The 25,593-nt window shown below is 73.1% G+C and carries 21 protein-coding genes and 1 pseudogene; 5 read left to right on the top strand and 17 right to left on the bottom strand.

Going from position 1 to position 25,593, the window contains the following annotated elements:
* Positions 1-44: 44 nt before the first annotated feature.
* From ACFVIM_RS15160 to ACFVIM_RS15200, 9 genes and pseudogenes are all read right to left on the bottom strand, one after another.
* Complete coding sequence (locus tag ACFVIM_RS15160) at positions 45-782, bottom strand: enoyl-CoA hydratase family protein (RefSeq protein WP_384301239.1); 738 nt, start codon at positions 780-782, stop codon at positions 45-47.
* Entirely contained in the window at positions 779-2,362 is a 1,584-nt protein-coding gene (locus ACFVIM_RS15165; RefSeq protein WP_384301240.1) for a 4-coumarate--CoA ligase family protein, read from the bottom strand. Before ACFVIM_RS15165 ends, ACFVIM_RS15160 begins: the two co-directional genes overlap by 4 nt.
* 145 nt (positions 2,363-2,507) lie before the next feature.
* Positions 2,508-3,632 carry an acyl-CoA dehydrogenase family protein gene (locus ACFVIM_RS15170; RefSeq protein WP_384301242.1) on the bottom strand — a complete coding sequence of 375 codons (1,125 nt, stop codon included), beginning with the start codon at positions 3,630-3,632 and terminating at the stop codon, positions 2,508-2,510.
* Positions 3,633-3,685: 53 nt separating this feature from the next.
* Positions 3,686-5,656 carry an acetyl/propionyl/methylcrotonyl-CoA carboxylase subunit alpha gene (locus ACFVIM_RS15175; protein ID WP_384301243.1) on the bottom strand — a complete coding sequence of 657 codons (1,971 nt, stop codon included), beginning with the start codon at positions 5,654-5,656 and terminating at the stop codon, positions 3,686-3,688.
* Positions 5,657-5,817: 161 nt separating this feature from the next.
* Complete coding sequence (locus tag ACFVIM_RS15180) at positions 5,818-7,416, bottom strand: acyl-CoA carboxylase subunit beta (protein WP_384301244.1); 1,599 nt, start codon at positions 7,414-7,416, stop codon at positions 5,818-5,820.
* Positions 7,413-7,607 (bottom strand): hypothetical protein, encoded by a 195-nt coding sequence (locus ACFVIM_RS15185; protein ID WP_384301246.1) that lies wholly within the window; start codon positions 7,605-7,607, stop codon positions 7,413-7,415. The genes ACFVIM_RS15180 and ACFVIM_RS15185 overlap by 4 nt, the downstream gene beginning before the upstream one ends.
* Positions 7,604-9,430, bottom strand: a complete 1,827-nt coding sequence (locus ACFVIM_RS15190; RefSeq protein ID WP_384301247.1) for an acyclic terpene utilization AtuA family protein — start codon at positions 9,428-9,430, stop codon at positions 7,604-7,606. Before ACFVIM_RS15190 ends, ACFVIM_RS15185 begins: the two co-directional genes overlap by 4 nt.
* A 353-nt stretch (positions 9,431-9,783) precedes the next feature.
* Positions 9,784-10,566: pseudogene (locus ACFVIM_RS15195) on the bottom strand (TIGR03084 family metal-binding protein); the annotation flags it as partial.
* A 142-nt stretch (positions 10,567-10,708) separates the two neighbouring features.
* Positions 10,709-11,710 (bottom strand): DMT family transporter, encoded by a 1,002-nt coding sequence (locus ACFVIM_RS15200; protein WP_384301248.1) that lies wholly within the window; start codon positions 11,708-11,710, stop codon positions 10,709-10,711.
* A 264-nt stretch (positions 11,711-11,974) separates the two neighbouring features.
* Here ACFVIM_RS15200 and ACFVIM_RS15205 point away from each other — a divergent pair, with 264 nt between their 5' ends.
* On the top strand, positions 11,975-12,829 hold the full coding sequence (locus tag ACFVIM_RS15205; protein WP_384301250.1) for a LysR family transcriptional regulator: 855 nt from the start codon (positions 11,975-11,977) through the stop codon (positions 12,827-12,829).
* Positions 12,830-13,687: 858 nt separating this feature from the next.
* Here the strand turns inward: ACFVIM_RS15205 and ACFVIM_RS15210 are convergent.
* The 4 genes from ACFVIM_RS15210 to ACFVIM_RS15225 all read right to left on the bottom strand — a co-directional run bounded on the left by ACFVIM_RS15210 (position 13,688) and on the right by ACFVIM_RS15225 (position 16,191).
* Positions 13,688-14,041: a hypothetical protein gene (locus ACFVIM_RS15210; protein WP_384301251.1), complete on the bottom strand. Its 354-nt coding sequence runs from the start codon at positions 14,039-14,041 to the stop codon at positions 13,688-13,690.
* 3 nt (positions 14,042-14,044) lie between these two features.
* The gene (locus tag ACFVIM_RS15215) at positions 14,045-14,464 is read right to left on the bottom strand and encodes a hypothetical protein (protein WP_384301253.1); all 420 of its coding nucleotides are present in this window, start codon (positions 14,462-14,464) and stop codon (positions 14,045-14,047) included.
* The gene (locus ACFVIM_RS15220) at positions 14,461-14,670 is read right to left on the bottom strand and encodes a hypothetical protein (RefSeq protein WP_384301254.1); all 210 of its coding nucleotides are present in this window, start codon (positions 14,668-14,670) and stop codon (positions 14,461-14,463) included. The genes ACFVIM_RS15215 and ACFVIM_RS15220 overlap by 4 nt, the downstream gene beginning before the upstream one ends.
* 342 nt (positions 14,671-15,012) lie before the next feature.
* Positions 15,013-16,191, bottom strand: coding sequence for a helix-turn-helix domain-containing protein (locus ACFVIM_RS15225; RefSeq protein ID WP_384301255.1), 1,179 nt, complete (start codon positions 16,189-16,191; stop codon positions 15,013-15,015).
* Between the two features lie 280 nt (positions 16,192-16,471).
* Here ACFVIM_RS15225 and ACFVIM_RS15230 point away from each other — a divergent pair, with 280 nt between their 5' ends.
* The 3 genes from ACFVIM_RS15230 (at position 16,472) to ACFVIM_RS15240 (ending at position 18,375) form a co-directional block, all read left to right on the top strand.
* Positions 16,472-17,086: a TlpA family protein disulfide reductase gene (locus tag ACFVIM_RS15230; protein WP_384301256.1), complete on the top strand. Its 615-nt coding sequence runs from the start codon at positions 16,472-16,474 to the stop codon at positions 17,084-17,086.
* Positions 17,087-17,235: 149 nt separating this feature from the next.
* The gene (locus tag ACFVIM_RS15235) at positions 17,236-17,898 is read left to right on the top strand and encodes a class I SAM-dependent methyltransferase (protein ID WP_384301258.1); all 663 of its coding nucleotides are present in this window, start codon (positions 17,236-17,238) and stop codon (positions 17,896-17,898) included.
* A 132-nt stretch (positions 17,899-18,030) separates the two neighbouring features.
* Entirely contained in the window at positions 18,031-18,375 is a 345-nt protein-coding gene (locus tag ACFVIM_RS15240; protein ID WP_384301259.1) for an SCO4225 family membrane protein, read from the top strand.
* Between the two features lie 47 nt (positions 18,376-18,422).
* Here ACFVIM_RS15240 and ACFVIM_RS15245 read toward each other — a convergent pair whose 3' ends face one another.
* The 4 genes from ACFVIM_RS15245 to ACFVIM_RS15260 form a co-directional block, all read right to left on the bottom strand.
* Positions 18,423-18,854, bottom strand: a complete 432-nt coding sequence (locus tag ACFVIM_RS15245; protein WP_384301261.1) for an RNHCP domain-containing protein — start codon at positions 18,852-18,854, stop codon at positions 18,423-18,425.
* A 13-nt stretch (positions 18,855-18,867) separates the two neighbouring features.
* The gene (locus tag ACFVIM_RS15250) at positions 18,868-19,239 is read right to left on the bottom strand and encodes an RNHCP domain-containing protein (protein WP_384301263.1); all 372 of its coding nucleotides are present in this window, start codon (positions 19,237-19,239) and stop codon (positions 18,868-18,870) included.
* A 607-nt stretch (positions 19,240-19,846) separates the two neighbouring features.
* Positions 19,847-21,304 carry an MFS transporter gene (locus tag ACFVIM_RS15255; protein WP_384301265.1) on the bottom strand — a complete coding sequence of 486 codons (1,458 nt, stop codon included), beginning with the start codon at positions 21,302-21,304 and terminating at the stop codon, positions 19,847-19,849.
* Positions 21,305-21,585: 281 nt separating this feature from the next.
* Positions 21,586-24,486, bottom strand: a complete 2,901-nt coding sequence (locus ACFVIM_RS15260; RefSeq protein WP_384301267.1) for an FAD-binding and (Fe-S)-binding domain-containing protein — start codon at positions 24,484-24,486, stop codon at positions 21,586-21,588.
* Between the two features lie 367 nt (positions 24,487-24,853).
* On the opposite strand from ACFVIM_RS15260, the gene ACFVIM_RS15265 reads away from it, so the two are divergent.
* Positions 24,854-25,417 carry an ATP/GTP-binding protein gene (locus ACFVIM_RS15265; RefSeq protein WP_384301269.1) on the top strand — a complete coding sequence of 188 codons (564 nt, stop codon included), beginning with the start codon at positions 24,854-24,856 and terminating at the stop codon, positions 25,415-25,417.
* Positions 25,418-25,593 lie beyond the last annotated feature (176 nt).

Consider the following 25,593-nt stretch of genomic DNA (forward strand, 5'->3'; position numbering starts at 1 on the left):
GCCGGGGCGGGAGCGGGCCATGCCCGTGCTCCCGCCCGTCGTCGCTACAGCCGCCATGCCGGATCCCGTCGTTCGAGGAAGGCGGTCATGCCCTCGCGCGCCTCCGCCGACGCGAACAGGGTGGCCGAGCGGCGCACCAGATCCTCCGCGTCCCGGTCGAAGGTCTCCAGCACCCTAGCCGTGACCAGTTCCTTCGCGGCGGCCAGTCCCTGCGGCGAGGCCGCCCTCAGCCCCGCCAGCAGCGGGGCGAGCGCCGTGTCGACGTCGTCGGCCGCCAGGGTCAGCAGCCCGATCCTGGCCGCCTCGGGGGCCTGGAAGACCTCCCCGGTGAGGTAGTAGCGGCCCGCCGCGCGCGGATCGAGCCGGGGCAGCAGCGGCAGCGAGATCACCGCCGGGGCCACCCCCAGCCGTACCTCGGTGAAGGCGAAGTCCGAGCCGGAGGAGGCGACGGCCATGTCGCACGCGGCCAGCAGACCGAGACCGCCCGCGCGGGTCCGGCCGGTGACACGGGCGACCACCGGTTTGGGCAGGGTGACGATCCGCCGCAGGAGTTCGACGAAGGCGTACGGGCTGGGCGGGGCCTTCAGATCGGCGCCCGCGCTGAAGACCGGCCCGGTGTGGGTGAGCACCACCGCCCGGACGGACGGATCCGACGCGCAGTGACCGAGCGCCTCCGTCAGCGCGCCCACCAGCGCCCCCGAGAGGGCGTTGCGGGAGGCGGGCGCGTCGAGGGTGAGGGTGGCGATCCCCCGTTCCCGCGCGGTGGTGACGGGTGGTGTCATATGTTCTCCCGTTCTCGCAGCTCTCGCCTGAGGATCTTCCCCGAGGCCGCCCGGGGCACCCCGCCGATGAAGGTGACCCGGCGGATCTTCTTGTACGGGGAGACCCGCGCGGCCACGAACGCCATCACGCCCTCCTCGGTGAGGTCCTCCGCGCCCACCCCCGGCTGCCGTACGACGTACGCCTTCGGGATCTCCTCGCCGTCGGCGTCATGGGAGGCGATCACGGCGGCGTCGGCGATGCCCGGGTGGGTCAGCAGCAGCGCCTCCAGTTCGGCGGGCGCGACCTGGTACCCCTTGTACTTGATCAGCTCCTTGACCCGGTCGACGATGTACAGCCACCCCTCCGCGTCCAGCCGCCCGATGTCCCCCGTACGCAGCCAGCCCTCGGCGTCGATCATGGCGGCGGTCTCCTCGGGGCGGCCGAGGTAGCCGCGCATCACCTGGGGTCCCCGGATCGCTATCTCGCCGTCCGCTCCGCCGACGGCGTCCTTCTCCGGGTCCTCCAGGGAGAGCAGCCGCATCTCCGTGGAGGGCAGCAGCCGCCCGACCGCGCCGGGCGGCGCGGCCAGCTCCTCGGTGGCGGGGACGATATGACAGGAGGGGGAGAGTTCGGTCATTCCGTATCCCTGGATGACCGGTGGCAGCCCGAGCCGTTCCGAACAGGCGGCGGCGAGCTGGGGATCGAGGGGCGCGGCGGCGCTGGCGATATGGCGCAGCGAGCCGAGGTCGTACGAGGTGGCCGACGGGTGCTTGGCCATCGCCAGCACCACGGGCGGGGCGAGGAAGACGGTGGTGATCCGGTGCTCCTCGATGGCCGAGAGGAAGGTGTCCAGCTCGAACCGGGGCAGCACGACCACGGTGGCGCCCTGCCTCAGGGGCGCGTTCATCAGCGCGGTCAGCCCGTAGATATGGAAGAAGGGCAGGACGGCGAGGATCCGTTCGTCCGCCGGGAAGGGGAACACGGCCTGGATCTGGGCCAGGTTGGTGGCGAGGGAGCGATGGGTGAGCATGACGCCCTTGGGCTCCCCGGTGGTGCCGGAGGAGTACGGCAGGACGGCGATGTCCTCGGCCGGGTCGATGGCCACCTCCGGTACGGGCGCGGTGGAGCCGATCATGTCCAGCACGCTGGCGTGGCCGTCGGCGCGGTCGCAGACGAAGATCTCCTGGATTCCCGCGGCGAGTTCGGCGGCCCGCCGGGCGACCTCGAGCAGCGGTGAGACGGTCACGATCCAGCGGGCCGCCGAGTCCCGGAGCTGCTTGGCGAACTCCTCCGCCGTCGCCAGCGGATGCACGGTCGTCACCGCCGCCCCCGCCCGGGTGGCGCCGTACAGGACGCCCGGATAGGCGACCGTGTTGGGGCTGTGCAGCGCCAGCACGTCACCGGGCCGCAGTCCGGCGGCGGTGAGCGCCGCCGCGATCCCCCGGTGGGCGCGGTCGAGCTGGGCATAGCTGACGGTCACCCCGGTGACGGCGTCGACCAGGGCGGTCCGGTCACCGTACTCGGCGGCCCGGCCGAGTACGTACTCGTGGATGGGTGCGGTCACCGGGGTGATGTCGGCGTACGGACTGCGGAACACCATGGGAGCCCCTCGCTGTCGGAACCGGAACGGAGTCGGAGAGCGGCGGTGCGGTGGTGCGGGCGGCGGCGGGGCGCGCGAACGTGCGCGCGACCGCGCCTGTGCCTGTGTGTGCGCGTATGGGTACGGAGGGCCAGAATCGCCGCTGTCAGTACGACTTGGGGAGACCCAGGGACTGATGGGATACGTAATTGAGCACCATCTCGCGGCTGACTGGCGCGATCCGCATCACCCGCGAGGCCGTGATCAGCGAGGCGAGCCCGTACTCACGGGTCAGCCCGTTCCCGCCGAGAGTCTGAACGGCCTGATCCACCGCATGGACACACGCCTCACCCGCCGCGTACTTCGCCATGTTCGCGGCCTCCCCGGCGCCCGTGTCGTCCCCCGCGTCATAGCGCGCCGCCGCCTCCCGCGTCATCAGCCGCGCCAGCTCCAGCTCGATATGGGCCTGTGCGAGCGGATGGGCGATGGCCTGGTGCGCGCCGATCGGGGTGTCCCACACCTGGCGCTCCCGGGCGTACGCGACCGCCCGCGACACCGCGTAACGGCCCATGCCGATGGCGAAGGCCGCCGTCATCACCCGCTCCGGATTCAGTCCGGCGAAGAGCTGGAGCAGCCCGGCGTCCTCGTCGCCGACCAGCGCGTCGGCGGGCAGCTCCACCCCGTCCAGCACCAGCTCGAACTGCTTCTCCTGGGTGCGCAGCTCCATCTCGATCGGGGTGTGGTGAAAACCCTCCGCGTCCCTGGGCACGATGAACAGACACGGCTTGAGCCGGCCCGTGCGGGCGTCCTCGGTCCGGCCCACGACCAGCGTGGCGTCGGCGATGTCCACGCCCGAGATGAACACCTTCCGGCCGGAGAGCGACCAGCCGCCATCCGTTCTGCGGGCGGTCGTCGTGATGCGGTGCGCGTTCGACCCCGCGTCCGGCTCGGTGATGCCGAAGGCCATGGTGCGGGTGCCGTCGGCCAGGCCCGGGAGCCAGGCGCGCCGCTGCTCCTGAGTGCCGAAACGGGCGATGACCGTGCCGCAGATCGCGGGCGAGACCACCATCATCAGCAGCGGGCAGCCCGCGGCGCCCAGCTCTTCGAGCACGATGGCGAGTTCGGCGATACCGGCGCCGCCACCGCCGTACTCCGCCGGGAGGTTGACGCCGAGATAGCCCAGGCGGGCGGCGTCCTGCCACAGGGCGGCGCGGTCGAAGGCGGGGCCGTGGCGCCGGCCGAGTGCGGCGACGGCCTCCCGTAAGGCGCGCTGCTCCTTGCTCTCCACCATGGGGTGCTCCTTTCTCGTGGGGCCTTCCCGCGCGGGGCGGGCGGCCCCGTGGGTCATGAGGGGTCGGGGGTGAGGGTGGCGAGGAGGGTGCCGTGGGTGACCGTGTGGCCGGGGGCCAGCGGCAGCGCCACCAGGGTCCCCGTGACCGGCGCCTCCACCTGGTGCTCCATCTTCATCGCCTCCAGCCACAGCAGCGGCTGCCCCTTCACCACCCGCGCCCCCTCGGCCACCCCGTCCGCGATCCGTACGACCGTTCCCGGCATCGGCGCCAGCAGCGATCCCGGCGCGATGTCGTCCTCGGGGACGGGGAGGCGGTCCCGTTCGGTGAGGGCGTGGGCGCCGCGCGCGGTGTCGACGTACACGACGTCCTCGTCGGGGCCGTGGCGGGCGACCCGGAAGACGGTGGTGACCCCGTCGATATCGAGGGCGACCGCGTCGGCCCCGGCCCGTACGACCCGTACGCCCGGCCGCCCGGGGAGTTCGTATCCACCGGACCGGGTGGGCGTGTAGCGGATCTCGTGCGTGCCGAACGACCGCGTCTGGGCCCCCGAGCGCAGATTGCGCCAGCCGCCGAGGCGTGCCGTGGGCGGCCCGGTGCGGGCGGTGCGGGCCGCCGTGGCGAGGGCGGCGGCGATGGCCGCGTACTCCTCGCCCCCGAAGGGACGGCCGAGTTCGGCGGGGAGCGTGCCGGGGCGGTCGTAGAAGCCGGTGCCGATCCGCGCGGCGGTCGCGAAGCCGGGGTGTTCGAGGGAGCGGACGAGGAAGGCGCGGTTGGTCACCGGCCCGTGGATCTCGGCGCGGCGCAGGGCGTGGGCGAGCCGGCGTACGGCCTGGTCCCGGGTGGGCGCGTGGGCGATGACCTTGGCGAGGAGCGGGTCGTAGTGGACGGTGATCTCGTCTCCGTCGGCGTATCCGGCGTCGACCCGCAGCCCGGGGGCGGCCGGGTCCGCCGCCCCCGGCACGCGGAACCGGTGCAGCGTGCCCGTCCGCGGTGCGAAGTCCCGCGCCGGGTCCTCCGCGTACAGCCGTGCCTCCACCGCGTGGCCCCGGGGCTGCGGCGGGGTCGCGGGCAGCGGGCGGCCCTCCGCAATCCGGAACTGGAGCGCCACCAGATCGATCCCGAACACGGCCTCGGTCACCGGGTGTTCGACCTGGAGCCGGGTGTTCATCTCCAGGAAGTGGGGCCGTCCCGACGGCTCCACCAGGAACTCCACCGTGCCCGCCCCGGTGTAGCCGACCGCCCGCGCCGCCTCGGTGGCCAGCGCCTCCAGCCGGGTCGCGGTCCCGGCGGGGAGTCCGGGCGCCGGGCACTCCTCGATGACCTTCTGGTGGCGGCGCTGGAGCGAGCAGTCACGGGTGCCGAGCGTCCACACCGTGCCATGGGTGTCGGCGAGGAGCTGCACCTCGACATGGCGGGCGTCCTCGATATACGGCTCGGTGAAGACCTCCCCGTCGCCGAACGCCGCCAGCGCCTCCGCCCGCGCCGCCGCCAGCGCGTCCTCAAGTCCGGTGAGGTCCCGTACGATCCGCATCCCCCGGCCGCCGCCGCCCGCCGCCGCCTTCACCAGCAGCGGCAGATCGGCGGCGGTGATCTCCTCGATCCGGGGCGGCGGTGCCAGGCCCATCAGTTCCCGGGCCCGGGTCTTGGACGCCATCGCCTCGATCGCGGCCGGGGGCGGGCCGATCCAGCGCAGTCCGGCGGCGAGGACGGCCTCGGCGAAGGACGCGTTCTCGGAGAGGAAGCCATAGCCGGGGTGGACGGCGTCGGCGCCCGCCGCCAGCGCGGCCTTCACGAGGAGATCGGCGCGGAGGTAGGTCTCGGCGGGGGTGGCGCCCGGCAGCCGTACCGCCAGGTCCGCCGCCCGTACATGGGCGGCGGTGGCGTCGGGGTCGGAGTGGACGGCGACGGTGTCGATACCGAGGTCACGGCAGGTGCGCAGGATCCGGACGGCGATCTCGGCACGGTTGGCGACAAGCACCCGGCGGAGCGGGGCGGGGAGCTGCGCGGGGGGAGGGGTGGGCATCGGGTCGGATCACCGGTCCCTTGCGGTCGGGGTTCTCTCGGAGCCGTACGGAGGCCGGGGCGCGCTCCCCGCGCGGGATGGAGGGGCGGGGGCGGTCCGGACGGGAGCCGTGGGCCCCTGTGTCGCGGGCCGGACGCGAACCGCCCGCAGGCGGCGGGGCCTCACATCCGGAAGACACCGAAGCCGCCTCGCGCCCCCGCCACCGGGGCCGTGTGGATCGCCGAGAGGCACAGCCCCAGCACGGTGCGCGTGTCGCGCGGGTCGATCACCCCGTCGTCGTACAACCGCCCCGACAGGAACGCGGGCAGCGACTCCGCCTCGATCTGGGCCTCCACCATCGCCCGCAGACCGGCGTCGGCCTCCTCGTCGTACGGCCGGCCCTTCGCCGCCGCCGAGGCGCGGGCGACGATCGACAGGACCCCGGCGAGCTGCTGCGGGCCCATGACGGCGGACTTGGCGCTGGGCCAGGCGAAGAGGAAGCGGGGGTCGTAGGCGCGGCCGCACATGCCGTAGTGCCCGGCGCCGTACGAGGCGCCGAGGAGGACGGAGAGATGGGGCACGGCCGAGTTGGCGACCGCGTTGATCATCATGGCGCCGTGCTTGATGATCCCGCCCTGCTCATAGGCGCGGCCGACCATATAGCCCGTCGTGTTGTGCAGGAACAGCAGCGGGATATCGCGCTGGTTGGCGAGCTGGATGAACTGGGCCGCCTTCTGGGACTCGGCGCTGAAGAGCACCCCCTGGGCGTTGGCGAGGATGCCCAGCGGATGGCCGTGCAGAGCGGCCCAGCCGGTGACCAGGCTCGTCCCGTAGAGCGGCTTGAACTCGTCGAAGTCGGAGCCGTCGACCAGCCGGGCGATCACCTCGCGCGGGTCGAACGGCGTCTTCAGCTCCTCGGGGACGATCCCCAGCAGCTCCTCCGCGTCGTACCGCGGCGGCTCGGCGGGCCCGGGGTCCGGGTGGGCCTTGCGCCAGTTCAGCCGGGTGACGACGCGGCGGGCCTGGCGGATGGCGTCGTGCTCGTCGACGGCGTGGTGGTCGGCGAGCCCGGAGACCCGGGCGTGCATCCCGGCGCCGCCGAGGGACTCGTCGTCGCTCTCCTCCCCGGTCGCCATCCTGACCAGCGGCGGCCCGCCGAGGAAGACCTTGGAGCGCCCCTCGACCATGATCGTGTGGTCGGACATCCCGGGCACGTAGGCGCCGCCCGCCGTGGAGGTGCCGAAGACGACGGCGACCGTCGGGATCCCGGCCGCCGAGAGCCGGGTCAGATCGCGGAAGACGGCACCGCCGGGGATGAAGATCTCCTTCTGCGACGGCAGATCGGCGCCGCCCGACTCGACCAGCGAGATCAGCGGCAGCCGGTTGGCGGCGGCGATCTCGTGGGCGCGCAGGATCTTGCGCAGGGTCCACGGGTTGGAGGCGCCGCCGCGCACGGTGGGGTCGTTGGCGGAGATCACGCACTCCACGCCCGCGACGGTCCCGACCCCCGTGACCATCGACGCGCCCACCGGGTACGCGCTCCCCCAGGCCGCCAGCGGCGACAGCTCCAGGAACGGTGTGTCGGGGTCGAGCAGCAGCTCCACCCGCTCCCGGGCGAGCAGTCCGCCGCGCGCGCGGTGGCGGGCGACGTACTTCTCCCCGCCCCCGGTGAGCGCCTTGGCGTGCTCGGCGTCCAGCGCGGCCAGCCGCTCCAGCATGGCGGCGCGCCGGGTCCCGTACGCGGTCCCGGCCGGGTCGACGGCGGTGCGCAGGACGGTCACGGCAGCTCCTCGGGTGCGGGGGCGGCGGCGCGCGGCACGGTCGCGGCGTCGGCGGCTCCCGGCACGGACAAGGCGTCCACACCGGCGCCGCCCGGCACGGTTCCGGCGGCGGCGCGCGGCACGGACACGACCTCCACCGCGGCGGCGCCCGGCACGGACCTGACACCACCGGTGGCGCCCATGACCGTCACAACAGCTCCTCCGGGACGTCGACATAGCGCGACCGCAGCCACTCCCCCAGCGCCTTGCCCTGCGGATCGAACCGGGCGCGCGCGGCGACGCCCTCGCCGAGGATCCCCTCGACGGTGAAGTTGAGGGCGCGGAGGTTGGGCAGCACATGCCGGACGACGGTGAGGTGTTCGGCCTCCGGCACCAGGGCGCGGAACCGGTGGATGGTCAGCTCGTGCGCCAGCCACCGCCAGGCCGCCTCGGAGCGCGCCCACACCCCGACGTTGGCGTCGCCGCCCTTGTCCCCGCTGCGCGCCCCGGCCACCCGGCCCAGCGGCGCGCGGCGGGTGACCCGGGTCGGCCAGGGCTCGGGGAGCCCGTCGCGACCGGTCTCCGCCGCGGGTGCCGGGGCTGTGTCTTGCGGGTTCTCCGGGTGAGCCGGGCGCGGCGGCGGTACGGGGGCGGGGTCGCCGCCCTCGGTCGTACCGCCGTCGCGCTCCGGGCCCGTACCGCCGAAGCCGCCCCCTTCCGGCGGCTCCGGCGGCGTCATCGGCGGCGGGATCTCCACCCGCCGCCCGTCCGGGAGGACCGCCGTGTGCGGGACGGTCCCGGCGTCAACGTACTCCGCTTCGAAGACACCGTACGGGGCGCCCTTGCCCGGAGGCGCGGTGAGGTGGAATCCCGGGTAGCTCCCGAGCGCCAGCTCGACCGCCGCGCCGCTGACCGCGCGGCCCGCCTTCTCCGGGTCGCCGTCGCGGACGACGAGCCGCAGATAGGCGCTGGAGCGCTCCTGGGTGTCCCCGTCGCGGCGGTCGGTGCGGGCCAGTTCCCAGCGCAGCTGGTCGGGGCGGTCGTCGCCGAGGGCCTCCTCCACCTGGTGGCGCACCAGTTCGGCCTTGGCCTCGATGTCGAGTCCGGTGAGGACGAAGACGACCTCGTTGCGCCAGCCGCCGACCCGGTTGAGGCCGACCTTGAGGGTCGGCGGCGGGAGTTCGCCCCGGACGCCGGAGATCCGGACCCGGTCGGGTCCGTCCTGGTCCAGGCGTACGGTGTCGAGCCGGGCCGTCACGTCCGGCCCGGCGTAGCGGGCGCCCCCGGTCTCGTACAGCAGCTGCGCGGTGACGGTGCCGACGTCGACGAGGCCCCCGGTGCCGTCGTGCTTGGTGATGACGGCGGTGCCGTCGGCGTACAGCTCGGCGAGGGGGAAGCCGGGGCGGCGGACGTCGTGGTCGCTGAAGAAGGCGTAGTTGCCGCCGGTGGCCTGGGTGCCGCACTCCAGGACATGGCCCGCGACGACGGCCCCGGCGAGCGCGTCGAGATCGCGGGGGTCGCCGGGGCGCCAGCCGAAGTGGGCGGCGGCCGGGCCGGTGACCAGGGCGGCGTCGGTGACCCGGCCGGTGACGACGACATCGGCGCCCGCGCGCAGACAGGCGGTGATCCCCGCGCCGCCGAGATAGGCGTTGGCGGTGAGCACCCCGGAGCCCCAGCCGCGCGCCAGGAGGTCGTCGCCCTCGACATGGGCGACGGAGACATCGAGCCCGAGCCGCCCGGCGAGGGCCCGTACATCGTCGGCGAGCCCGGACGGGTTCAGTCCGCCCGCGTTGGCGACGATCCTCACGCCCCGGTCGAGGGCGATCCCCAGGGACTCCTCCAGCTGCCGCAGGAAGGTGCGGGCGTAGCCGCGCCGTGGGTCCTTCAGCCGGTCGCGGCCGAGGATGAGCATGGTCAGCTCGGCGAGGTAGTCGCCGGTGAGGATGTCGAGCGGCCCGTCGGTGAGCATCTCGCGGAAAGCGTCGAAGCGGTCCCCGTAGAAGCCGGAGGCGTTGCCGATACGGAGGGGACGCATCAGCGGCCCCGGGCGGGGCGGACGGGGGCCCGCAGCGAACGCAGCGCGGCCCGGGCCCGCGCGGCACCGCCGGATCCCGGGTCCCGGTCGAGTCCGGGGCCCGGGTCCCGCCGGGGTCCGATGCCCAGCCCTAAGCCGAGGCCGAGCCCGGGTTCCCGGCCGAGCCCGGGCCCGGTGGCCCCTCCCGGCGCCGACCCTGTCGCCGCCCCCGTCGCCGCACCAGGGCCAGGGCCCGCTCCCGGGGCCCAGCCGACGCCCTGTTCGGGCCAGCCGAGACCGGGCGCGGGCCAGCCCGGCGGGCGGGCCGTCGCCCAGCCGGGGGCGCGGTGGGCGGTGCCCGTGGCGGGCGGACGGCCGGTGGCACGGCGGCCCGCGCCCGGCGGGCCCGCGAACGCCTGCGCGATGTCGAGCCAGCGGTCCGCGTCCCCGCCCTCGGCGCGCAGCGCCAGGTCATCGCGGTGGGCGCGCTGGGTCACCAGCAGACAGAAGTCGAGCGCGGGGCCGGTGATCCGCTGGGGCGCGTCCTCGGGTCCATAGCTCCAGACCCCGCCGCCGGGTGCGGCCAGTTCGATCCGGAAGGGCTCGGCGGGCGGGGTGAGGCCGCGTGCCGCGAAGGCGAAGTCCCGGGTCCGGTGGCCGATATGGGCGATGTGCCGCAGCCGGGCGGTGGGCGGCCGTACGGTACCGACGGCGTCGGCGGTGTCCCGGCCGTGCGCCCAGGTCTCCATCAGCCGGGCGGTGGCCAGCGAGGTGGCGCTCATCGGCGGCCCGTACCAGGGGATCCGGGCGCCGGGGGGCGCCGCTCTCAGCGCCTCCTGGAGTCCGGCGCGCCCGGCGCGCCAGTGCGTGAGCAGGGTCGCCGGGGGGCGTCTGGCGAGCCGCTCCGCGCCCTCGTCGACGAAGGAGTACGGCGCGGCGAACGCCTTCTCCGTCTCCGCCGCGAACGCCTCCGCGTCCGTGACGGCGAGCAGCGCGGCGGCGTCGGTCCAGGCGAGATGGGCGATCTGGTGGGCGATGGTCCAGCCGGGGGCGGGGGTGTCACGGGCCCAGTCGGCCGGGGTCAGTTCCCCGACGAGCCGGTCGAGTTCATCGCTCTCGTCGCGGAGATCATCGAGTACGGCGGTGGGGTCGGACACGGTGCGCTCCCTCGGGGCACGGCGTTGGTGCCCCGGAGCATGACAGCGCGTCAGGAAACAAGCAAGCGTGCTTGCTTTACTTTTTACGACCCTTTCATAGACCTCTCCCATGCCCCCTGCACGGGCGGTGTTCCCCGCCCGTTCACGGGCCGTCCACCGACTCCACCCCGCGCCCTCGGCGGCCGGGGCCGATCTGGGTCCGCACCGCCCCGACGCTGGCGGCGATGACGAGCGCGATGGCGAGCGCGTCGGTGACCGCCAGCATCTGGCCCAGCACCAGGAACCCGGCCGTCGCGGCCACGGCGGGCTCCAGACTCATCAGCACGGCGAAGGTGGACGAGGGCAGCCTGCGCAGCGCGAGCAGTTCGAGCGTGTACGGAAGGACCGAGGACAGCAGCGCGACGGCCAGGCCCAGCGCCAGCAGCGACGGCTGCACCAGCTTCGTACCGGCCTCGACGATCCCCAGCGGGAGGGTGAGCAGCGCCGCGACCCCCATGGCGAGCGCGAGGCCGTCGGCCTGCGGGAAGCGGCGGCCGGTACGGGCGGAGAAGACGATGTACAGGGCCCACATCACCCCGGCGGCGAGCGCGTAGGCGGCACCGACGGGATCGAGCCGGTCGAAGCCGCCGCCGCTGAGCAGGAAGACCCCGCCGAGCGCCAGTGCCGCCCAGACCAGATTGACCAGCCGCCGGGAGACGATCACGGAGAGCGCGAGCGGCCCCAGCACCTCCAGGGTGACGGCGGCGCCGAGCGGGATGCGGTCGACGGCCTGGTAGAAGAGGACGTTCATCCCGGCCATCGCGCCGCCGAAGGCGAGGACCGTGGTCCAGTCGGCGCGCGAGTGCCCGCGCAGGGCGGGGCGGCAGACCAGGAGCAGCACGAGGGCGGCGAGAACCAGCCGCAGGGTGACAATCCCGAGCGCCCCCGCCCGGGGCATCACGAGGACGGCGACCGAGGCCCCGAACTGGACGGAGAGCGCCCCGGCGACGACCAGCCCGACGGGGCCCAGCCGGGCGCGGAGCCCGTCGGGGGCGGGTCCCGCCGACCCGGCGGGTCCGGTGTGCCCGGCGGGTCCGGCGGGTCCGGCCGCTCCGGCCGGGGGTGCGGCGGGAGCGGCGGGAGCGGCCGTACGGACCTCGTCCACCGAAGACCTCCTGAGATATGTGTCGAACGGGTGCGGGGGGGGCTCCGGGGAGCCGGACGGCGTGCGCGGCCCTGGGCCGGACGCCGGGGGCGTACCCCGGCGGACGGATCCACCGGGGAGGCTCCCACCGGCGCGGGGCCGCCCCCGGCCGCCGTGGCGTCACCCCGGGCGCCATCCGTCACCCGAAAGCGCGCCGCGTTTCACGCTAAAGGGTGTGCCTCCATCTGTGAAATGCGCACTGGGCTGCGGTTATGCTCCGGCCACATGAGCATCGAGCTGCGTCATCTCCGCTGCTTCCTCGCCATCGCGGAGGAGTCCAGCGTGACCAGGGCGGCGGTCCGGCTGAACCTCTCCCAGCCCGCCGTCTCGCGCACCCTCGCGGCCCTGGAGAAACACGTCGGCGCGCGGCTGGTCGACCGCTCCACCCACCACCTGGAGCTGACGGCCGAGGGCCGCGCCTTCCGCGAGAAGGCCGCCGCCGCCGTATCGGCCTTCGAGGACGCCGTCGACACCGACGCCCTGCGCCACCGGCCGCTGCGCCTGGGGCACGCCTGGTCGGCGCTGGGCCCCTACACCACCCCGCTGCTGCGCCGCTGGGAGGCCGAGCACCCGGAGACACCGCTGGAACTGCTGCGGATCGACGACCGCACGGCCGGTCTGACCCGGGGCGAGGTCGACGCGGCGGTCCTGCGCGGCGGGTCCGCCACTCCCGGCCTCCACGCGGTCCGCCTCTTCGAGGAACCCCGCGTGGCGGCCGTCACCGCCGACGGCCCGCTGGCCCACCGCCCCACCCTGACCCTGCGCGACCTGGCCTCGGGACCGGTCCTGGTGAACGAGGTCTCCGGCATCACCACCCTGGACCTGTGGCCGCCGGACGCCCGCCCCCCGTCCACGGTCAACGTCACCAACACCGACGACTGGCTCGCCGCCATCGCGGCGGGCCGTGGCGCGGGCGTCTCCGCCGCCTCCACCGCCACCCTCCACCAGCACCCCGGCGTCCGCTACCGCCCCCTCCCCGAGGCCCCACCCGTCCCGGTCCTGCTGGCCTGGCGCGCGGGCCCGGGGCACCCGGCCCTGGTCTATCTGGTGGCCCTGGCACAGGAGGTGTGCGGGGCGTAGGGCAGCGTGCGGAGTGGGTCATGGACGGGAGGGCCGGAAGTGCCGCCGAGGGGGGAGCCGGTAGCGTGACGTGAGGCGCCGCCGGGGACCGGGAAATGCAACATCCACGGCGGAGGCCACGGCGTCAAGCCATGGGCTTTTGATCTGAGCCTCGTATGCGGAGGCTCAGGTCAGCCCTGGAACCACCTCCCCAGCCGCCGCGCGACACGGACCATCAGGCCCTCGACACGCTGGCTGAGAAGCGGCTCCGGCGTCCTCTGGGGACGAGTTCACCAGGGGGCTGTGGGAGACCGCACCACAAGCGGGCGGAGCCGGTCAGGCTCCGCCCGCTCTCGTTACCGCCTTCGGGTGCCCTCACCACACCAGCGCTCCACGGACTGCCGTGCGGGCGCCCGGTCGGGTACCGTGACACACAGAAAAAAGCCCCCGCCCCGGACCGGTAATCCGAGACGGGAGCCTCTACGTCAAGCCATGGGCTTTGATCTGAGCCTCGTATGCTGAGGCTCAGATCAGCCCTTGAACCACCTCCCCAGCCGCCGCGCGACACGGACCATCAGGTCCTCGACGCGCCGCCGGAGAGTGGGCTTCGGCTTTCCGTGACGCCCCATGGCGCCTCCCCTCAGAACCGGCCGCCGGAGATCCCGGCCAGCGGCCTTTCTTTGGGTTCGGGCCGGGCCCCGAAGGGGTGGGGCCCGGTCTCAAGTCCCTTGAGGGGAGGCGCCGAAGAGCGCGTCCGCACCCTATCGCCATCGGCGCCGAGTACCGACATTTCGTCAACCGGGAAATATGTCAACTAACCCGTGTGGGTGACATGGCGTCCAGGGCGGACACGGGAGCTTCGCGCGGTATAAATCCAGCTCACCGGGGTCGGTGATCGGTATCCATATGCCGCCGGAGAAGGACACGGGCATCAGTGGCGGCGGAGTGGTCGCGGGCGGTGCGGGCGGCGCGTTCGGCGGTGACGAGCTCGTCGCATTCCTGGCAGGCGGGGGGCTGTTGTTCGTCCATGGTCGGTTCCTTGGGCTGGGCGCGGAGGAGTCGGGCTTCGCGGACGCCGCGTACCGGCACGTCCCAGACGGTGAGCTGTTTCTTCAGCCAGGCGTCGCTCACGCCGTACTCGGCGGCGAGGGCCTTGGCCGTCTCGCCGTCGCGGTAGCGGGTAGTGACGGCGGTCCGGTCGGTGCGGACGCGGTCGCGTCCGGTGGCGGGCATCAGTCATCGCCTCACGGGGTGGAGGTGGAAGAACGGCCGGATGAAGAGGGCCCGGGCCGGGCGGGGGATGATCGCGAGGGTGTAGCGGTCGGGCCCGTCCGGGATGACGACGGAGACGGCCACGCCCTGGTCGAGCCGGGCACGTGCGGCGTAGTCCTCGGCGGGGTCGGCGGCCCACACCCGTAACTCGGTGGGCGCGTCGGGGACGGGGACCCGCTCGCAGCGGGTGGCCCAGGGGGCGCGGGCCGGGTCGGGGTCCAGCCCGTCGGCCAGGCGCAGGGCCTGCTTCCGTAACCAGGTCAGGGCGATGTCCTGCGAGCGGGTCCGCAGAGTGCCGAGGACGAACGGGACGATCTCGCCCGATCCGTGGACCGGGCCTTCTGCGATGACATGACAGAGATACGCGACGGGCGGGCCGGTCATGCCGGACCACCCCACTCGTCCGACGCCCGCCGTAACAGCCGCTCCACCTCGGCGTCGAGCCGCGCCCGATGGGCCTCGACCTCCAGGCCCCGGCTCCAGTCATCGACGCACCCGGCGTCCCAGCGCAGCCGTAACAGTTCGAACCCGAGCCCCAACCGCTCCTCAGCCGACCCGAGCGCGAGCGTCAGCCAGAGCCATAACCGCATCACGGCAACCGCCAGTGCGCGTGCTCCGCGTTGATCTCCCGCACCCGTTTCCGGAGCGACCAGAGAAGCAGGGAGTCGACTGTCGCCGAACCGCTGCCGTGCGGTTCCTCATCGGGCTCTGTGGCGCACGTCGCGTCCGGGACCTCAGGCGCGTCGCCCTGCTCCCCAGCGGGCCGGGGATCGCCCCGGCTCACGCCCTCCATTGGCCCACGACCAGAGATTCACTACCGAGCGTAGTACGGCGCAGCCTCTTTGTGATTGCCATGACGGAACGCTAGAGGTGGACGAATCACCCCATCAATGCCAATTTGACGGGGTGCTCGCCCGAACTACCACTCAGCGTTACAAGGGCATTCCCATGGCGTCCGCGAGCGTGCGCATGTCCTCGGTGAGCGTCCGGCGCTTGTCGATGATCCGGCCGAGGATGTCCTTCGCGTAACGCTGGTTGGGCAGCCACTGGGGAGAGGTCTGCCAGATGCCGGTCAGCTCCCCTATGGCCTGGCCGTACTGGCGGGTCTTCGCGTACGCGTCCGCCAGGTCGAGACGGTGGCGGTTCCTGTTGTTCGATGTCGGACGGAGACCGCCCGACGGAATCGTGGCGGACAGTGTCAGCACTTGGTCCGGATGGTCCGTGACACTCGCGTTCTCGATCTGCTTCAGCGCCACCGTCGTCGGACCGAAGGTACGTACGAAGTCCTGCCTTGGCTGGTACTCCCGGCCGACGGCCACCGCCGCCGAGTGGGCCAGCCGCAGGGCGTCCTTGGCCTCGCCGGGCCGGTTGTCCCGTACGGACGCGGCCGAGACCCGCAGGAGCAGCGATCCCCAGGTGCACAACTCCTCAGGGGTGGCCCGGGACATCCGGGGCTCCATGTCGTCAGCCCATGTGATCGCCAGGTTCCTGGCCTCCTCCAGTCGCCCCCGGCGGAGCAACAGCCAGCACATGGTGTTGACCGTGGCGGCGCCTTGGATGCGGTCGGACGACATGTCCAGCGCCAGTTCCAGGGCCATCTCGGCGGCCTCGGTCTGACGGGTCTGGGTCAGCAGCCAGCCGGTGAGCTGAAGCAACTGAACGCGGATCACGCGGCCTTCGGGGTCGGTGTGCGACAGGATCTCCGAGTCCCGCAGCAGATGGGGCAGCGCCCACCCCAACTCCAGAAAACGATCCGACGCGAGTAGCGGCAGGGCCGCTTCCAGGGCCTGCTTCACCCCTGTCACCGTCGGGACGTCCTCCAGGTCGTCCGCCCGTGCCTCCTGCTCCAGCGCTTGGCGCACGGGCGCCCAGCGGTCCACCGTGTCCGGGTCGGCCGCTGGCTCCACCGACTCCACCATCAGATGGCTGGTGGGCACCCGCAGCGTCTGGGCCAGTTTTCGGACGGTCTCCAGACGTGTGTCCTCCCGGACGCCCTGTTCCAGATCTCTGATGAGGGAGACGGAGACCCCGCTCCCTCTCGCAAGTCCCTGCTGAGTAAGGCCCCGCCGCTTGCGTACGTCCCGGAGCCGATTGCCGATGCTCGCAGTCATGGTTTCGAGAGTAGGGCTCTTCGGGGCCGGACAGGAGCACTCGCGCATACGCGGCTGACCTACCGGAGGTCAGCGAGGCCGCTGCCCACAGATATCGGGACGCTCATCAGGTCACCGAGGGCGACCAAGACATCCGAGCCCCAGTCGGCCATTACCATCACGGGCTTTACATCGGTCATGGCCAGAGGAAATGGCACACTTCAACTCCCCCTAAAAATATTGAGTATGACCGCGCAGGGGTCCACACATACATCGCGATGCCCTGTGTAAGACTCCTCGCATGAGTCTGGGCAGCGTCTTCCGACGGCGGACGACCGACCGGAACGCCACAGTGCTGGTCGCGACAGTGACCGGCGTGCTCCTGCTCACGGCCTGCGGTTCCGGTGGCACCTCCGGCGGTGGCGGCGAGACGAAGTTCGTCACCGGGGACGGTGGTATCTCCACGGTCGAGAAGGGCGAGCGGGATGCCGCGCCCGATCTGGAGGGCGAGACCCTCGACGGGCGGCCGATCAAGCTGTCCGACTACCGGGGGAAGATCGTCGTAGTCAATGTCTGGGCTTCCTGGTGTGCCCCGTGCCGGGCCGAGGCGGGGTATCTCGCCACGGTGTCCAAGGAGACCAGGTCCCGGGGCGTGGAGTTCCTCGGGATCAACACGCGTGACCCTCAAAAGCGCCTGGCGATCGAGTTCGAGAAGGAATTCGGCATCACGTATCCGAGTCTCCATGACTCCACCGGTCAGCAGATACTGCGTTTCCCGAAAGGGACCCTGAGCCCCAAGGGGATTCCCGCCACCGTCGTCGTGGACCGGGAGGGGAGAATAGCGGCCCGTGCGCTGCTCGCGGTCAATGACAAGCAGCTGCGGGAGATGATCGACCCGCTGATCGCGGAGAGGTGACGGGGCTACGGCCCAGGGAGGCGCGGGCGGGCGCCAAGCCCGCCGCGTGGGCGTGGCCACCACTGAACACCCATTAAGGTGCCCTCGCCTCCGGACAGCCCACGGAAAGTGAGGGCACTGTCATGCCCGCCTCCGAGCAAGGAACCCCGTTGCCCGTCCCCCACAACATCGACCACGAGCGCGAGATCTGGGACGCCTACGCCACGAGTACCAAGGACACCGTCTTCGAGGCGGATCCCGTCCTCTGCTGGACGCAGTACGCCGGGCACGGGCCCGGGCCGGAGTTGCTGGGAGATCCGGGCAGCGTGGTGGAGCTGGGATGCGGTACGAGTCGGGGGCTCGCGTGGCTGGCTCAGCGGGGGGTCAAGGCGACCGGCGTGGATCTGTCGCCCGTCATGGTGGAGAACGTCACGGAGCGGTGGGGGCCGCTGGGCGTGCGGTTCGTCTGCGGTGAGGTGCTGGAGTACCTGGCGGACTGCACGGAGAAGTACGACGCGGCGTATTCGATCTTCGGGGCGGTGTGGTTCACCGAGCCGACGCGACTGCTGCCGCTGGTGGCGCGGTGTCTGAACCCCGGTGGGATGCTGGTGTTCTCCCATCCTCCGGCCATCCCCGGCGCGTACGGGCCGCAGGGGATGTACAAGGGCGGATTCGCCGGCCCCGCGCGGTACAGCTACCGCTACAGCCACACACCGGAGCAGTGGACGGAGATGCTGCTGACGGCCGGATTCGCGGAAGCCGACGTCCGGGTGATCGAGGCGCCCGAGCCCACGCACATCGGGACGCTCGTCGCGCGGGCGGTGGTCGGCTGAGACCGGCTGGGACGTCGGTGGGTGAAACCCCACCCGGCGATACGGGATCGGGTCGAACGTGGGTACGGGTACTCAGGACAGAACCGTCGCGGCCAGCGACTATCGGAGGTACCACACCTCGGGAGAGCGCCCATGAACGCCCGCACCATCACGCGTCTGACCTTCGCCAATCCCGCTTCGGCGGCCTATCTCGCCATCGTCGGCGTCGCCATCGCGTGCGCCACGGCCGTGACGGTCTTCGCCCAGGATCCCGGCTTCGTGTGGGTGTGGCCCGCTCTGGTCACCGCTCCCGTCTTCTTCCTCACCATGGCCGTGATCACGGCCGTGACGAACGCCTTCGGCATCGCGACGGTCTCCGGCGCGGTCCTGATCGGCGGGGTCGTCGTCTCCGCGCTGGTGCAGTCGTTCGCGCTCGGGCTGCTGCTGCGGATGCTGCGGGGGCGCCGCAGCAAGCCCGCCCGGCCGCGTCTGAGCTGATGTTCCTGGCCCACCCTCCGACACGGGTGGGTGGGCCAGGGGATACCTCAGACCCGCTCCGGTAGCGGGCTCGGGCCGGGCATGCGCCAGCCGGAGGGGCCGCGTTCCGCGAGCGGGCGCAGGGCCATCCGTACCAGCGCGAGCGCGTTGTCGTCGCCCGCGACGCGGTTGGCGCTCAGTTCGTCGCAGGACAGGCAGTGGTGGATGATCAGCCACTCCCCGTCCTGGCGGGCGGAGAGCGACAGCGGCACCATCCGGCCGCCGCAGTCCGCCGCGCGGTCGCCCGGGATACGGGCGTCCACATGGCGGCTGGTGAGGCAGTGCGGGCAGTGGTTGCGGTGGGCGGTGCCCGGGGCGGTCAGGGGGACGTCGAGACGGCAACCGACACAGCGGAAGGCCGGGCCGGACTCCCCGCCGTGGCCGTGGAGGACGTCCTTACGGCGCTGGGGGCGCCGCTCACGTGTGGTTCTTCGTGGCATGTCAGGACCTCCGCTACAACCGGGCGAAGACGTCGAGCGGGAACGGCGGCTGGGCCAGCGGGCGCACTGCCAGCTGCATCAGGATGAGCTGGTTGTCGTCGGGCGCGACCGGGCTGGAGGTCAGTTCGCCGCAGCGGACGCAGCGGTGGATGAGCATCCAGTCGCCGTCGCGCAGGACGGCGATCGAGATCGGCGTCATCCGCGACCGGCAGTCGGAGGCTCCGCCGTCGACGTGGTCCTGGACATGCTGGGAGTGCAGACAGCTGGGGCAGTGGTGACGGGGGTTGCCGTCGGGGTCGACGGCGGTGACGGTCAGACCGCAGCGCACACAGGTGAAGGTGTTGGTGCGCAGGACGGCGTGGGGGTGGGAGGTGGTGCTGGACACCCGGGTTCTCTCCTCGCTGGGAACGTGACTGCTGACAGCGGGAGGAGGCCGAGCGGCCCACCGAAACGTGTGACCGGTCGGAGCGTCGCCGTGGGAGCCCTCGGTGGACCGGGGCACAGAGCTGTCCCCTCGTACTCCGGAGGGAGGGACTCGCCAGGGCACGGGACGCCGGGGAGCGGCTGCCTCAGGAGACCGTGCGGTGGCCCGTGAAGGGGCCGGAGGCTCAGGAGGCGGAGTCGCTCACGGCGTCAGCGCGCCAGGGAGGCGGCGACGGAATCGGCAGCCGGACGCGCCACGTTTCGCATGGGCGGGCTCGGCTCGGGCCGGGGCATACATCAACTCTTTCTAGGGCTCGGTCGAGCCCGGAAGCGTGGCTGGGCACGGGAGTACGCCTCTCGTGCACGAGTTCGTTCTCACCGTACGCAGGGGCCGTGTCCCGGCGCCAACGGTTTTCCCGGCGGGGAGGACCCGCCGGGGTTCCGGAGCGGCAGGACCTGGCCGGGCCGCGTGACCACCGGCCCCGCCCGCCCGTGGTGGACGCGTGGGATGCGCCGGGCGCCCACCACGGGCGGCGGGGTCGTGCCGGTCGAGGGCGGCCGGAGAAGGGCTACGGACGGTCCGCGTGGCTGGTCGGCGCCTCGGCGGGGAGCGCTTCACGGTTCTTTCCGAGCGAGGTGGCGATGAGCAGCGCGCCGAGTGCAAGAAGGGCGGCTGCGGCGGTGAGCGCGAGGGAGAAGCCCTCCGTCGCGGCCCGCAGGGATTCGCCCGGGGCGGGGGCGTCACCATGGCGGGTGGCCAGGGCGACCAGCACCGCCACGCCCACGGCGCCGCCGACCTGCTGGACGGAGCTGAGGACGGCCGAGCCGATCCCGGCGTTCTCCCCGGTGGTGCCGGTGAGGGCGGCGACGGTCAGGGCGGGCAGGCTCAGTCCGCAGCCCAGACTGGTGACGAGCATGCCGGGCAGCACCCCGGAGGCGTACCCGTCGCTCGGTGCCACCCCGGACAGCAGCAGCAGCCCGGCGGCGGTGATCAGGAACGACCCGACGAGGGCCGGGCGGACACCGAACCTGACCACCGCCCGGGAGGAGAGCCACATGCCCGCGAGGATTCCGGCGCCGAAGGGCAGATAGGCGATGCCCGCCGTGAGCGGGCGATAGCCCAGCACGGTCTGGAGGTGGACCATCAGCAGGAACGCCATCGCGTACATGGCGGCGGAGAACAGCAGCGTCGATCCGTTGGCGACGGCGCGGATCCGCGAGGCCAGGAACGACGCCGGTACGAGCGGTTCGGGGGTGCGTGCCTCCACCACGACGAAGGCGGCGGCCAGGAGGACGGCCGCGCCCAGGGTGGCGGCGACGGCCGGGTCCGCCCAGCCCGACTCGCCGATCCGCAGCAGTCCGTAGACCAGTGACACCAGGGCGCCGGTACCGAGGACCGCGCCGCGTACGTCGAGCCGCCCGCCGTCCACGGCCCGGCTCTCCGGCACCAGACGCGGCAGCAGGGCGACGGCCGCGAGGGCGACGGGCAGGTTGATCAGGAAGATCCAGCGCCAGGAGGCGAGGCCGGTGAGCACACCGGAGATCACCAGGCCCATCGTGCCGCCGAGGGCGGCGATGCCGCCCCAGATGCCGAACGCCCGGGCGCGCTCCTCGGGTCCGGGGAACAGGAGGGCGATGAGGGCCAGCGCGGCGGGGCTGGCCATGGCCGCGCCCGCGCCCTGGACGAACCGTCCGGCCACGAGCTGCCAGGGTTCCTGGGCGAGTCCGCAGACGAGGCTCGCCGCGCCGAAGAGCGCGACGCCCAGCAGGAAGACGCGTCGGCGGCCCAGCAGGTCTGCCATGCGGCCGAAGAGCAGCAGCAGTCCGCCGAAGGCGAGGAAGTAGGCGTTGGCGACCCAGGCCAGGCCCGTGGCGCTGAAGCCGAGCTGGTCGCGGATGCTGGGGAGCGCGACGCTCACCACGTTGTCGTCCAGGACCAGCATGAACTGCACACAGCAGAGCACCACCAGGGCGAGTCCCCGGCGTGCTGTGGGGCGGACGGGGGCCGTGGTGGGTGCCGATGTCATACCGGGTTTCCCGTCGTCATCAGCGGCCGGTGTGAGTAGTGATGACGCTTGTGGCGTGAGTGGTGGATGGGCATGTAACGACGCTAGGCAGCGGCGGAGTTGACCGCCATCCGCGTGAGCGACATGTCCTATCGCCAAACGGACAGAGCGCCGGGGCGCGGGAGCGACGGTGAGGCCGGGTGGGGGCCGCACGACCAGTGACGGACGGTGGCCGCACGACGGTGACAGCCGGGCGGTGGCCGCGCGACGGTCACCGCCCTTCGATCCGGGCCCTTCACCGGCTACTCGGCCGCTTCTTCCCGGTCGTCCGCCAACCCCGCGCCCGGTCCGAGCGCCTCCGCCAGCACCTCAGCCAGATGGCGGCCCGGACGGCCGCCGAGCTGTTCCACCTGGGTGCGGCAGGAGTAGCCGTCCGTCAGCACCACGGCGTCCTCGCCCGCCGCCCGTACCGCCGGGAGGAGCCGCTCCTCGGCGCAGGCGACCGAGACCTCCCAGTGGCCCCGCTCGAAGCCGAAGTTGCCCGCCAGGCCGCAGCAGCCGCCGGTGAGTTCACCGCGCAGGCCCGCGCGCTCACGCAGGCGGCGTTCGGGGGCGTCGCCGAGGACCGCGTGCTGGTGGCAGTGGGTCTGGCCGACGGTCTCGCGGTCCAGGCGGGGCGGGGTCCAGCCGGGCGCGCTCCCCTCCAGGGTGGCCGCGAACGTACGGACCGAGGCGGCCAGCCGGGCCGCGCGCGGATCGTCCGGGAGCAGCTCGGGCAGATCCGTACGGAGGGTGGCGGCGCAGCTCGGTTCCAGGACCGTCACCGGCAGACCCGCCGCCAGCAGGGGCTCGACGGTGCGCAGCGTGCGCCGCATCACCCGCCGGGCGTGGTCGAGCTGGCCGGTGGAGACGGCCGTCAGCCCGCAGCAGATCCGGCCGCGCGGGACGACGGCGGTGAGCCCGGCCGCCGTCAGCACCCGCAGGGCCGCGTGGCCGACCTGGGGGGTGAGGTGTTCGGTGAAGGTGTCGGGCCAGAGAACGAGGTCGGCCGGGCTCTCCCCCGTACGTCTCGGCAGTCCCGTACGGAAGCGGACCGGCGCGAGGGGTGGCAGCGCGCGCTCCGGGGTGATCCCGGCCGCCCGTTTGGCGAGGGCGGCGAACAAAGGGAGACGCGCGAGCGCGTTCACCGGGCGGGCGGCGGGGGCCGCCAGCCGCAGCCACTGGGGGAGACGGCCGAGGGCGTAGTGGGAGCGGGGGCGGAGGCGGCCCGCGTAGTGGTGGTGCAGGAACTCGGCCTTGTAGGTGGCCATGTCCACCCCCACCGGGCAGTCCGAGCGGCAGCCCTTGCAGGAGAGGCAGAGGTCGAGCGCGTCCCGGACCTCGGTGGAGCGCCAGCCGTCCCGGACCACCTCCCCCACGAGCATCTCGTGGAGCAGCCGGGCCCGGCCCCGGGTGGAGTGGGCCTCCTCCCCCGTCGCCCGGAAGGAGGGGCACATCACCCCGGTCTCCGGCGGGGTGGGGATCCGGCACTTGGCGACGCCGACGCAGCGGCGCACGGCGGCGGTGAAGTCGCCGTGGTCGGCGGGGTAGCCGAAGGCGACATCGACGGGCTCGCGCGGCAGGCCCGTGAAGCGGAGGTGGGCGTCGAGCGGGTCGGGGCGGACCAGGGTGCCCGGGTTGAGGCCGCCGTCGGGGTCCCAGACGTCCTTGACCCGGGCGAAGAGGCCGACCAGCTCGGTTCCGTACATCGCGGGCAGCAGTTCGGCGCGGGCCCGGCCGTCGCCGTGTTCGCCGGAGAGCGAGCCGCCGTGGGAGACGACCAGGGCGGCGGTCGCCTCGGAGAAGCGGCGGAAGCGGCGTACGCCCTCGTCGGTCAGAAGGTCGAAGTCGATCCGTACATGGACACAGCCCTCACCGAAGTGGCCGTAAGGGGTCCCGTGCAGACCGTGTTCGGTCAGCAGGGCGCGGAAGTCGCGCAGATACATGCCGAGCCGGGCGGGCGGCACCGCGCAGTCCTCCCAGCCCGGCCACGCCTCGGCGCCGTCGGGGGTGCGGGTGGCGGTGCCCGCCGCGTCCTCGCGGATCCGCCACAGCGCGCGCGTCGCGGCCGGTTCGGTGACGATCCGCGCCGCCAGGGCGTCCGCCGCGCGGACGATCGCCTCCGCGTGGGCGCGGGCCTCGGCGGCGGTGGCGCCACCGGTCTCCACGAAGAGCCAGGCCCGGCCGCGCGGCAGCCCGTGTCCGTCGGGCACCAGGTCGTCGGCCATCCCCTCCACGGTCAGCGGGCCGAGCGGCACCAGCGCGGGCGCCGCGTCGGCGGCCGCGCTCTCGTCCCCGTAGCCGAGGACGGCGAGGGCGCGGGCCCGGGGCGCCTCCACCAGCCGTACGGTCGCCTCCGCCAGCACGGCGAGGGTGCCCTCGCTGCCGCAGTAGGAACGGGCGAGGTCAACGCCGTTCTCCGGGAGCAGCGCGTCGAGCGCGTATCCGGAGATCCGGCGCGGCAGGCCCGGCGGATAGCCGGTGCGCAGCGGGGCCAGATGCGCGTCGATCAGCTCGCGCAGGCCCCCGGGGGCGCCGGACCAGCCCCGGGCGAGGGTGCGGCGGGTGCCGTCGTAGCCGATGACCCGGAGCGAGTCGACGTTGTCGGCGGTGGTGCCCCAGGCGACGGAGTGCGCGCCGCACGCGTTGTTGCCGATCATGCCGCCGAGGGTGCAGCGGGCGTGGGTGGAGGGATCGGGTCCGAAGAGGAGTCCATGCGGCCGGGCGGCGGCGTTGAGGGTGTCGAGGACGATACCGGGCTGGACGATCGCGGTACGGGCGTCCGGGTCCAGGCTCACCAGCGCGTTCATATGGCAGGTCAGGTCGAGCACCACGCCGGTGCCGAGCGCGCCGCCCGCGATGGAGGTGCCGCCGCCCCGGGGGACGACGGGGACGGCGTGCTCGCGGCAGAGCGCGAGAGTGGCCTCGATGTCGTCGGCGTCGGCGGGGGCGACGGTACCGAGCGGGACACGGCGGTAGTTGGAGGCGTCCATGGTGGTCAGGGCGCGGGCGGTGGGCGAGAAGTCGACCCGGCCCCGGACGGCGGCGCGCAACTCCCGTACCAGGCGGAAGGTGTCGGGGTTCTGCCGTCGGCTCTGCCGCCTGCTCTGCCCCCGGCTGTCCCGCCCGGCGCCCGTCTCGCCCCGCTGCCCCGCGTCACCCATGCCCCCAGCATGCCCCGGCCGCACCGCCCGCGCGGGGAACGCCGCCCTCGCGCCCCGGGCGGGCCGGTCGACGCGAAGGAGGGGCCCATGGGGGCGGATACCGGGGCCGGAAGGGGCCTTGAGCAGGGCCGAATGGAACAAAAGCGCAGGTCAGCGAGGTAGTACCAGAAGCAGACGACAGGATGATCCCCATGTGATCGCCAACTCTCCTATAGTGACGTCCACTTGATCAGGAACATGCGGCTCCAGTTATGCCCCCGCCACCCGGAAGGCACCTCTCGATGACCGGCACCGCGCCCGGCACCTCCCCGAAGCGATGACCCGCAGCACAGGGGCGGTGGACCGGCCCACCGAACATCCCACGGCCATGCGCCGTGACGCCGAGAACGCTTTGAAGATCGTCGTCGTCGGTGGTTTCGGCGTCGGCAAGACCACCATGGTCCGCTCCGTCAGCGAGATACGCCCGCTGCACACGGAGGAGGTGATGAGCCGGGTCGGGCGCAGCGTCGACGACGCCCACCGGGTCAGCGGCAAGGGCTCCACCACCGTCGCCTTCGACTTCGGCCGGATCACCATCGACGGCCGCAGCGTCCTGTACCTCTTCGGCGCCCCGGGCCAGGAACGCTTCTGGTTCCTGTGGGAGCGGCTGCTCAGCGGGACGATCGGGGCGGTGGTGCTGGTGGACACCCGGCGGATGACGGACGCCTGGTACGCGCTGGACCGGCTGGAGCACCACGGCATGCCGTACATCGTCGCCGTCAACGACTTCGGCGGGCCCCTCCACAGCGATGAGCACATCCGCCAGGCACTGGCACTGCGGCCGGACATCCCGCTGGTGGAGTTCGACGCGCGCGACCACTCCTCCAGCAAGTTCGTCCTGATCGCCCTGGTGGAACACCTGCACGAACTGGCCGTCCACCAGAAGAGCTAGGCCGTGTCTGACAAATAGCGTCGTCCGCCCGAATGGGGGTCCCCCCGGACGAAGTCCAGGGGGAGGGGCCTGCGGCGTCCAGTGCTGGGGGTACTCCCCCAGGCTCCGCCCGGGAGGTGCCCCCACCGGGCCGAAGGCCCAGGGGGAAATCGCAAGGCGGTGGGGGTACCCCCGGC

The organism is Streptomyces sp. NPDC057638 (assembly GCF_042800315.1).
Classification (GTDB): domain Bacteria; phylum Actinomycetota; class Actinomycetes; order Streptomycetales; family Streptomycetaceae; genus Streptomyces.

Excerpts from the sequence above, each read along its gene's own strand:
- ACFVIM_RS15160 (WP_384301239.1), bottom strand. The coding sequence starts at position 782 with ATGACACCACCCGTCACCACCGCGCGGGAACGGGGGATCGCCACCCTC.
- ACFVIM_RS15165 (WP_384301240.1), bottom strand. The coding sequence starts at position 2,362 with ATGGTGTTCCGCAGTCCGTACGCCGACATCACCCCGGTGACCGCACCC.
- ACFVIM_RS15170 (WP_384301242.1), bottom strand. The coding sequence starts at position 3,632 with ATGGTGGAGAGCAAGGAGCAGCGCGCCTTACGGGAGGCCGTCGCCGCA.
- ACFVIM_RS15175 (WP_384301243.1), bottom strand. The coding sequence starts at position 5,656 with ATGCCCACCCCTCCCCCCGCGCAGCTCCCCGCCCCGCTCCGCCGGGTG.
- ACFVIM_RS15190 (WP_384301247.1), bottom strand. The coding sequence starts at position 9,430 with ATGCGTCCCCTCCGTATCGGCAACGCCTCCGGCTTCTACGGGGACCGC.
- ACFVIM_RS15205 (WP_384301250.1), top strand. The coding sequence starts at position 11,975 with ATGAGCATCGAGCTGCGTCATCTCCGCTGCTTCCTCGCCATCGCGGAG.
- ACFVIM_RS15210 (WP_384301251.1), bottom strand. The coding sequence starts at position 14,041 with ATGCCCGCCACCGGACGCGACCGCGTCCGCACCGACCGGACCGCCGTC.
- ACFVIM_RS15215 (WP_384301253.1), bottom strand. The coding sequence starts at position 14,464 with ATGACCGGCCCGCCCGTCGCGTATCTCTGTCATGTCATCGCAGAAGGC.
- ACFVIM_RS15220 (WP_384301254.1), bottom strand. The coding sequence starts at position 14,670 with ATGCGGTTATGGCTCTGGCTGACGCTCGCGCTCGGGTCGGCTGAGGAG.
- ACFVIM_RS15225 (WP_384301255.1), bottom strand. The coding sequence starts at position 16,191 with ATGACTGCGAGCATCGGCAATCGGCTCCGGGACGTACGCAAGCGGCGG.
- ACFVIM_RS15230 (WP_384301256.1), top strand. The coding sequence starts at position 16,472 with ATGAGTCTGGGCAGCGTCTTCCGACGGCGGACGACCGACCGGAACGCC.
- ACFVIM_RS15240 (WP_384301259.1), top strand. The coding sequence starts at position 18,031 with ATGAACGCCCGCACCATCACGCGTCTGACCTTCGCCAATCCCGCTTCG.
- ACFVIM_RS15245 (WP_384301261.1), bottom strand. The coding sequence starts at position 18,854 with ATGCCACGAAGAACCACACGTGAGCGGCGCCCCCAGCGCCGTAAGGAC.
- ACFVIM_RS15255 (WP_384301265.1), bottom strand. The coding sequence starts at position 21,304 with ATGACATCGGCACCCACCACGGCCCCCGTCCGCCCCACAGCACGCCGG.
- ACFVIM_RS15260 (WP_384301267.1), bottom strand. The coding sequence starts at position 24,486 with ATGGGTGACGCGGGGCAGCGGGGCGAGACGGGCGCCGGGCGGGACAGC.
- ACFVIM_RS15265 (WP_384301269.1), top strand. The coding sequence starts at position 24,854 with ATGCGCCGTGACGCCGAGAACGCTTTGAAGATCGTCGTCGTCGGTGGT.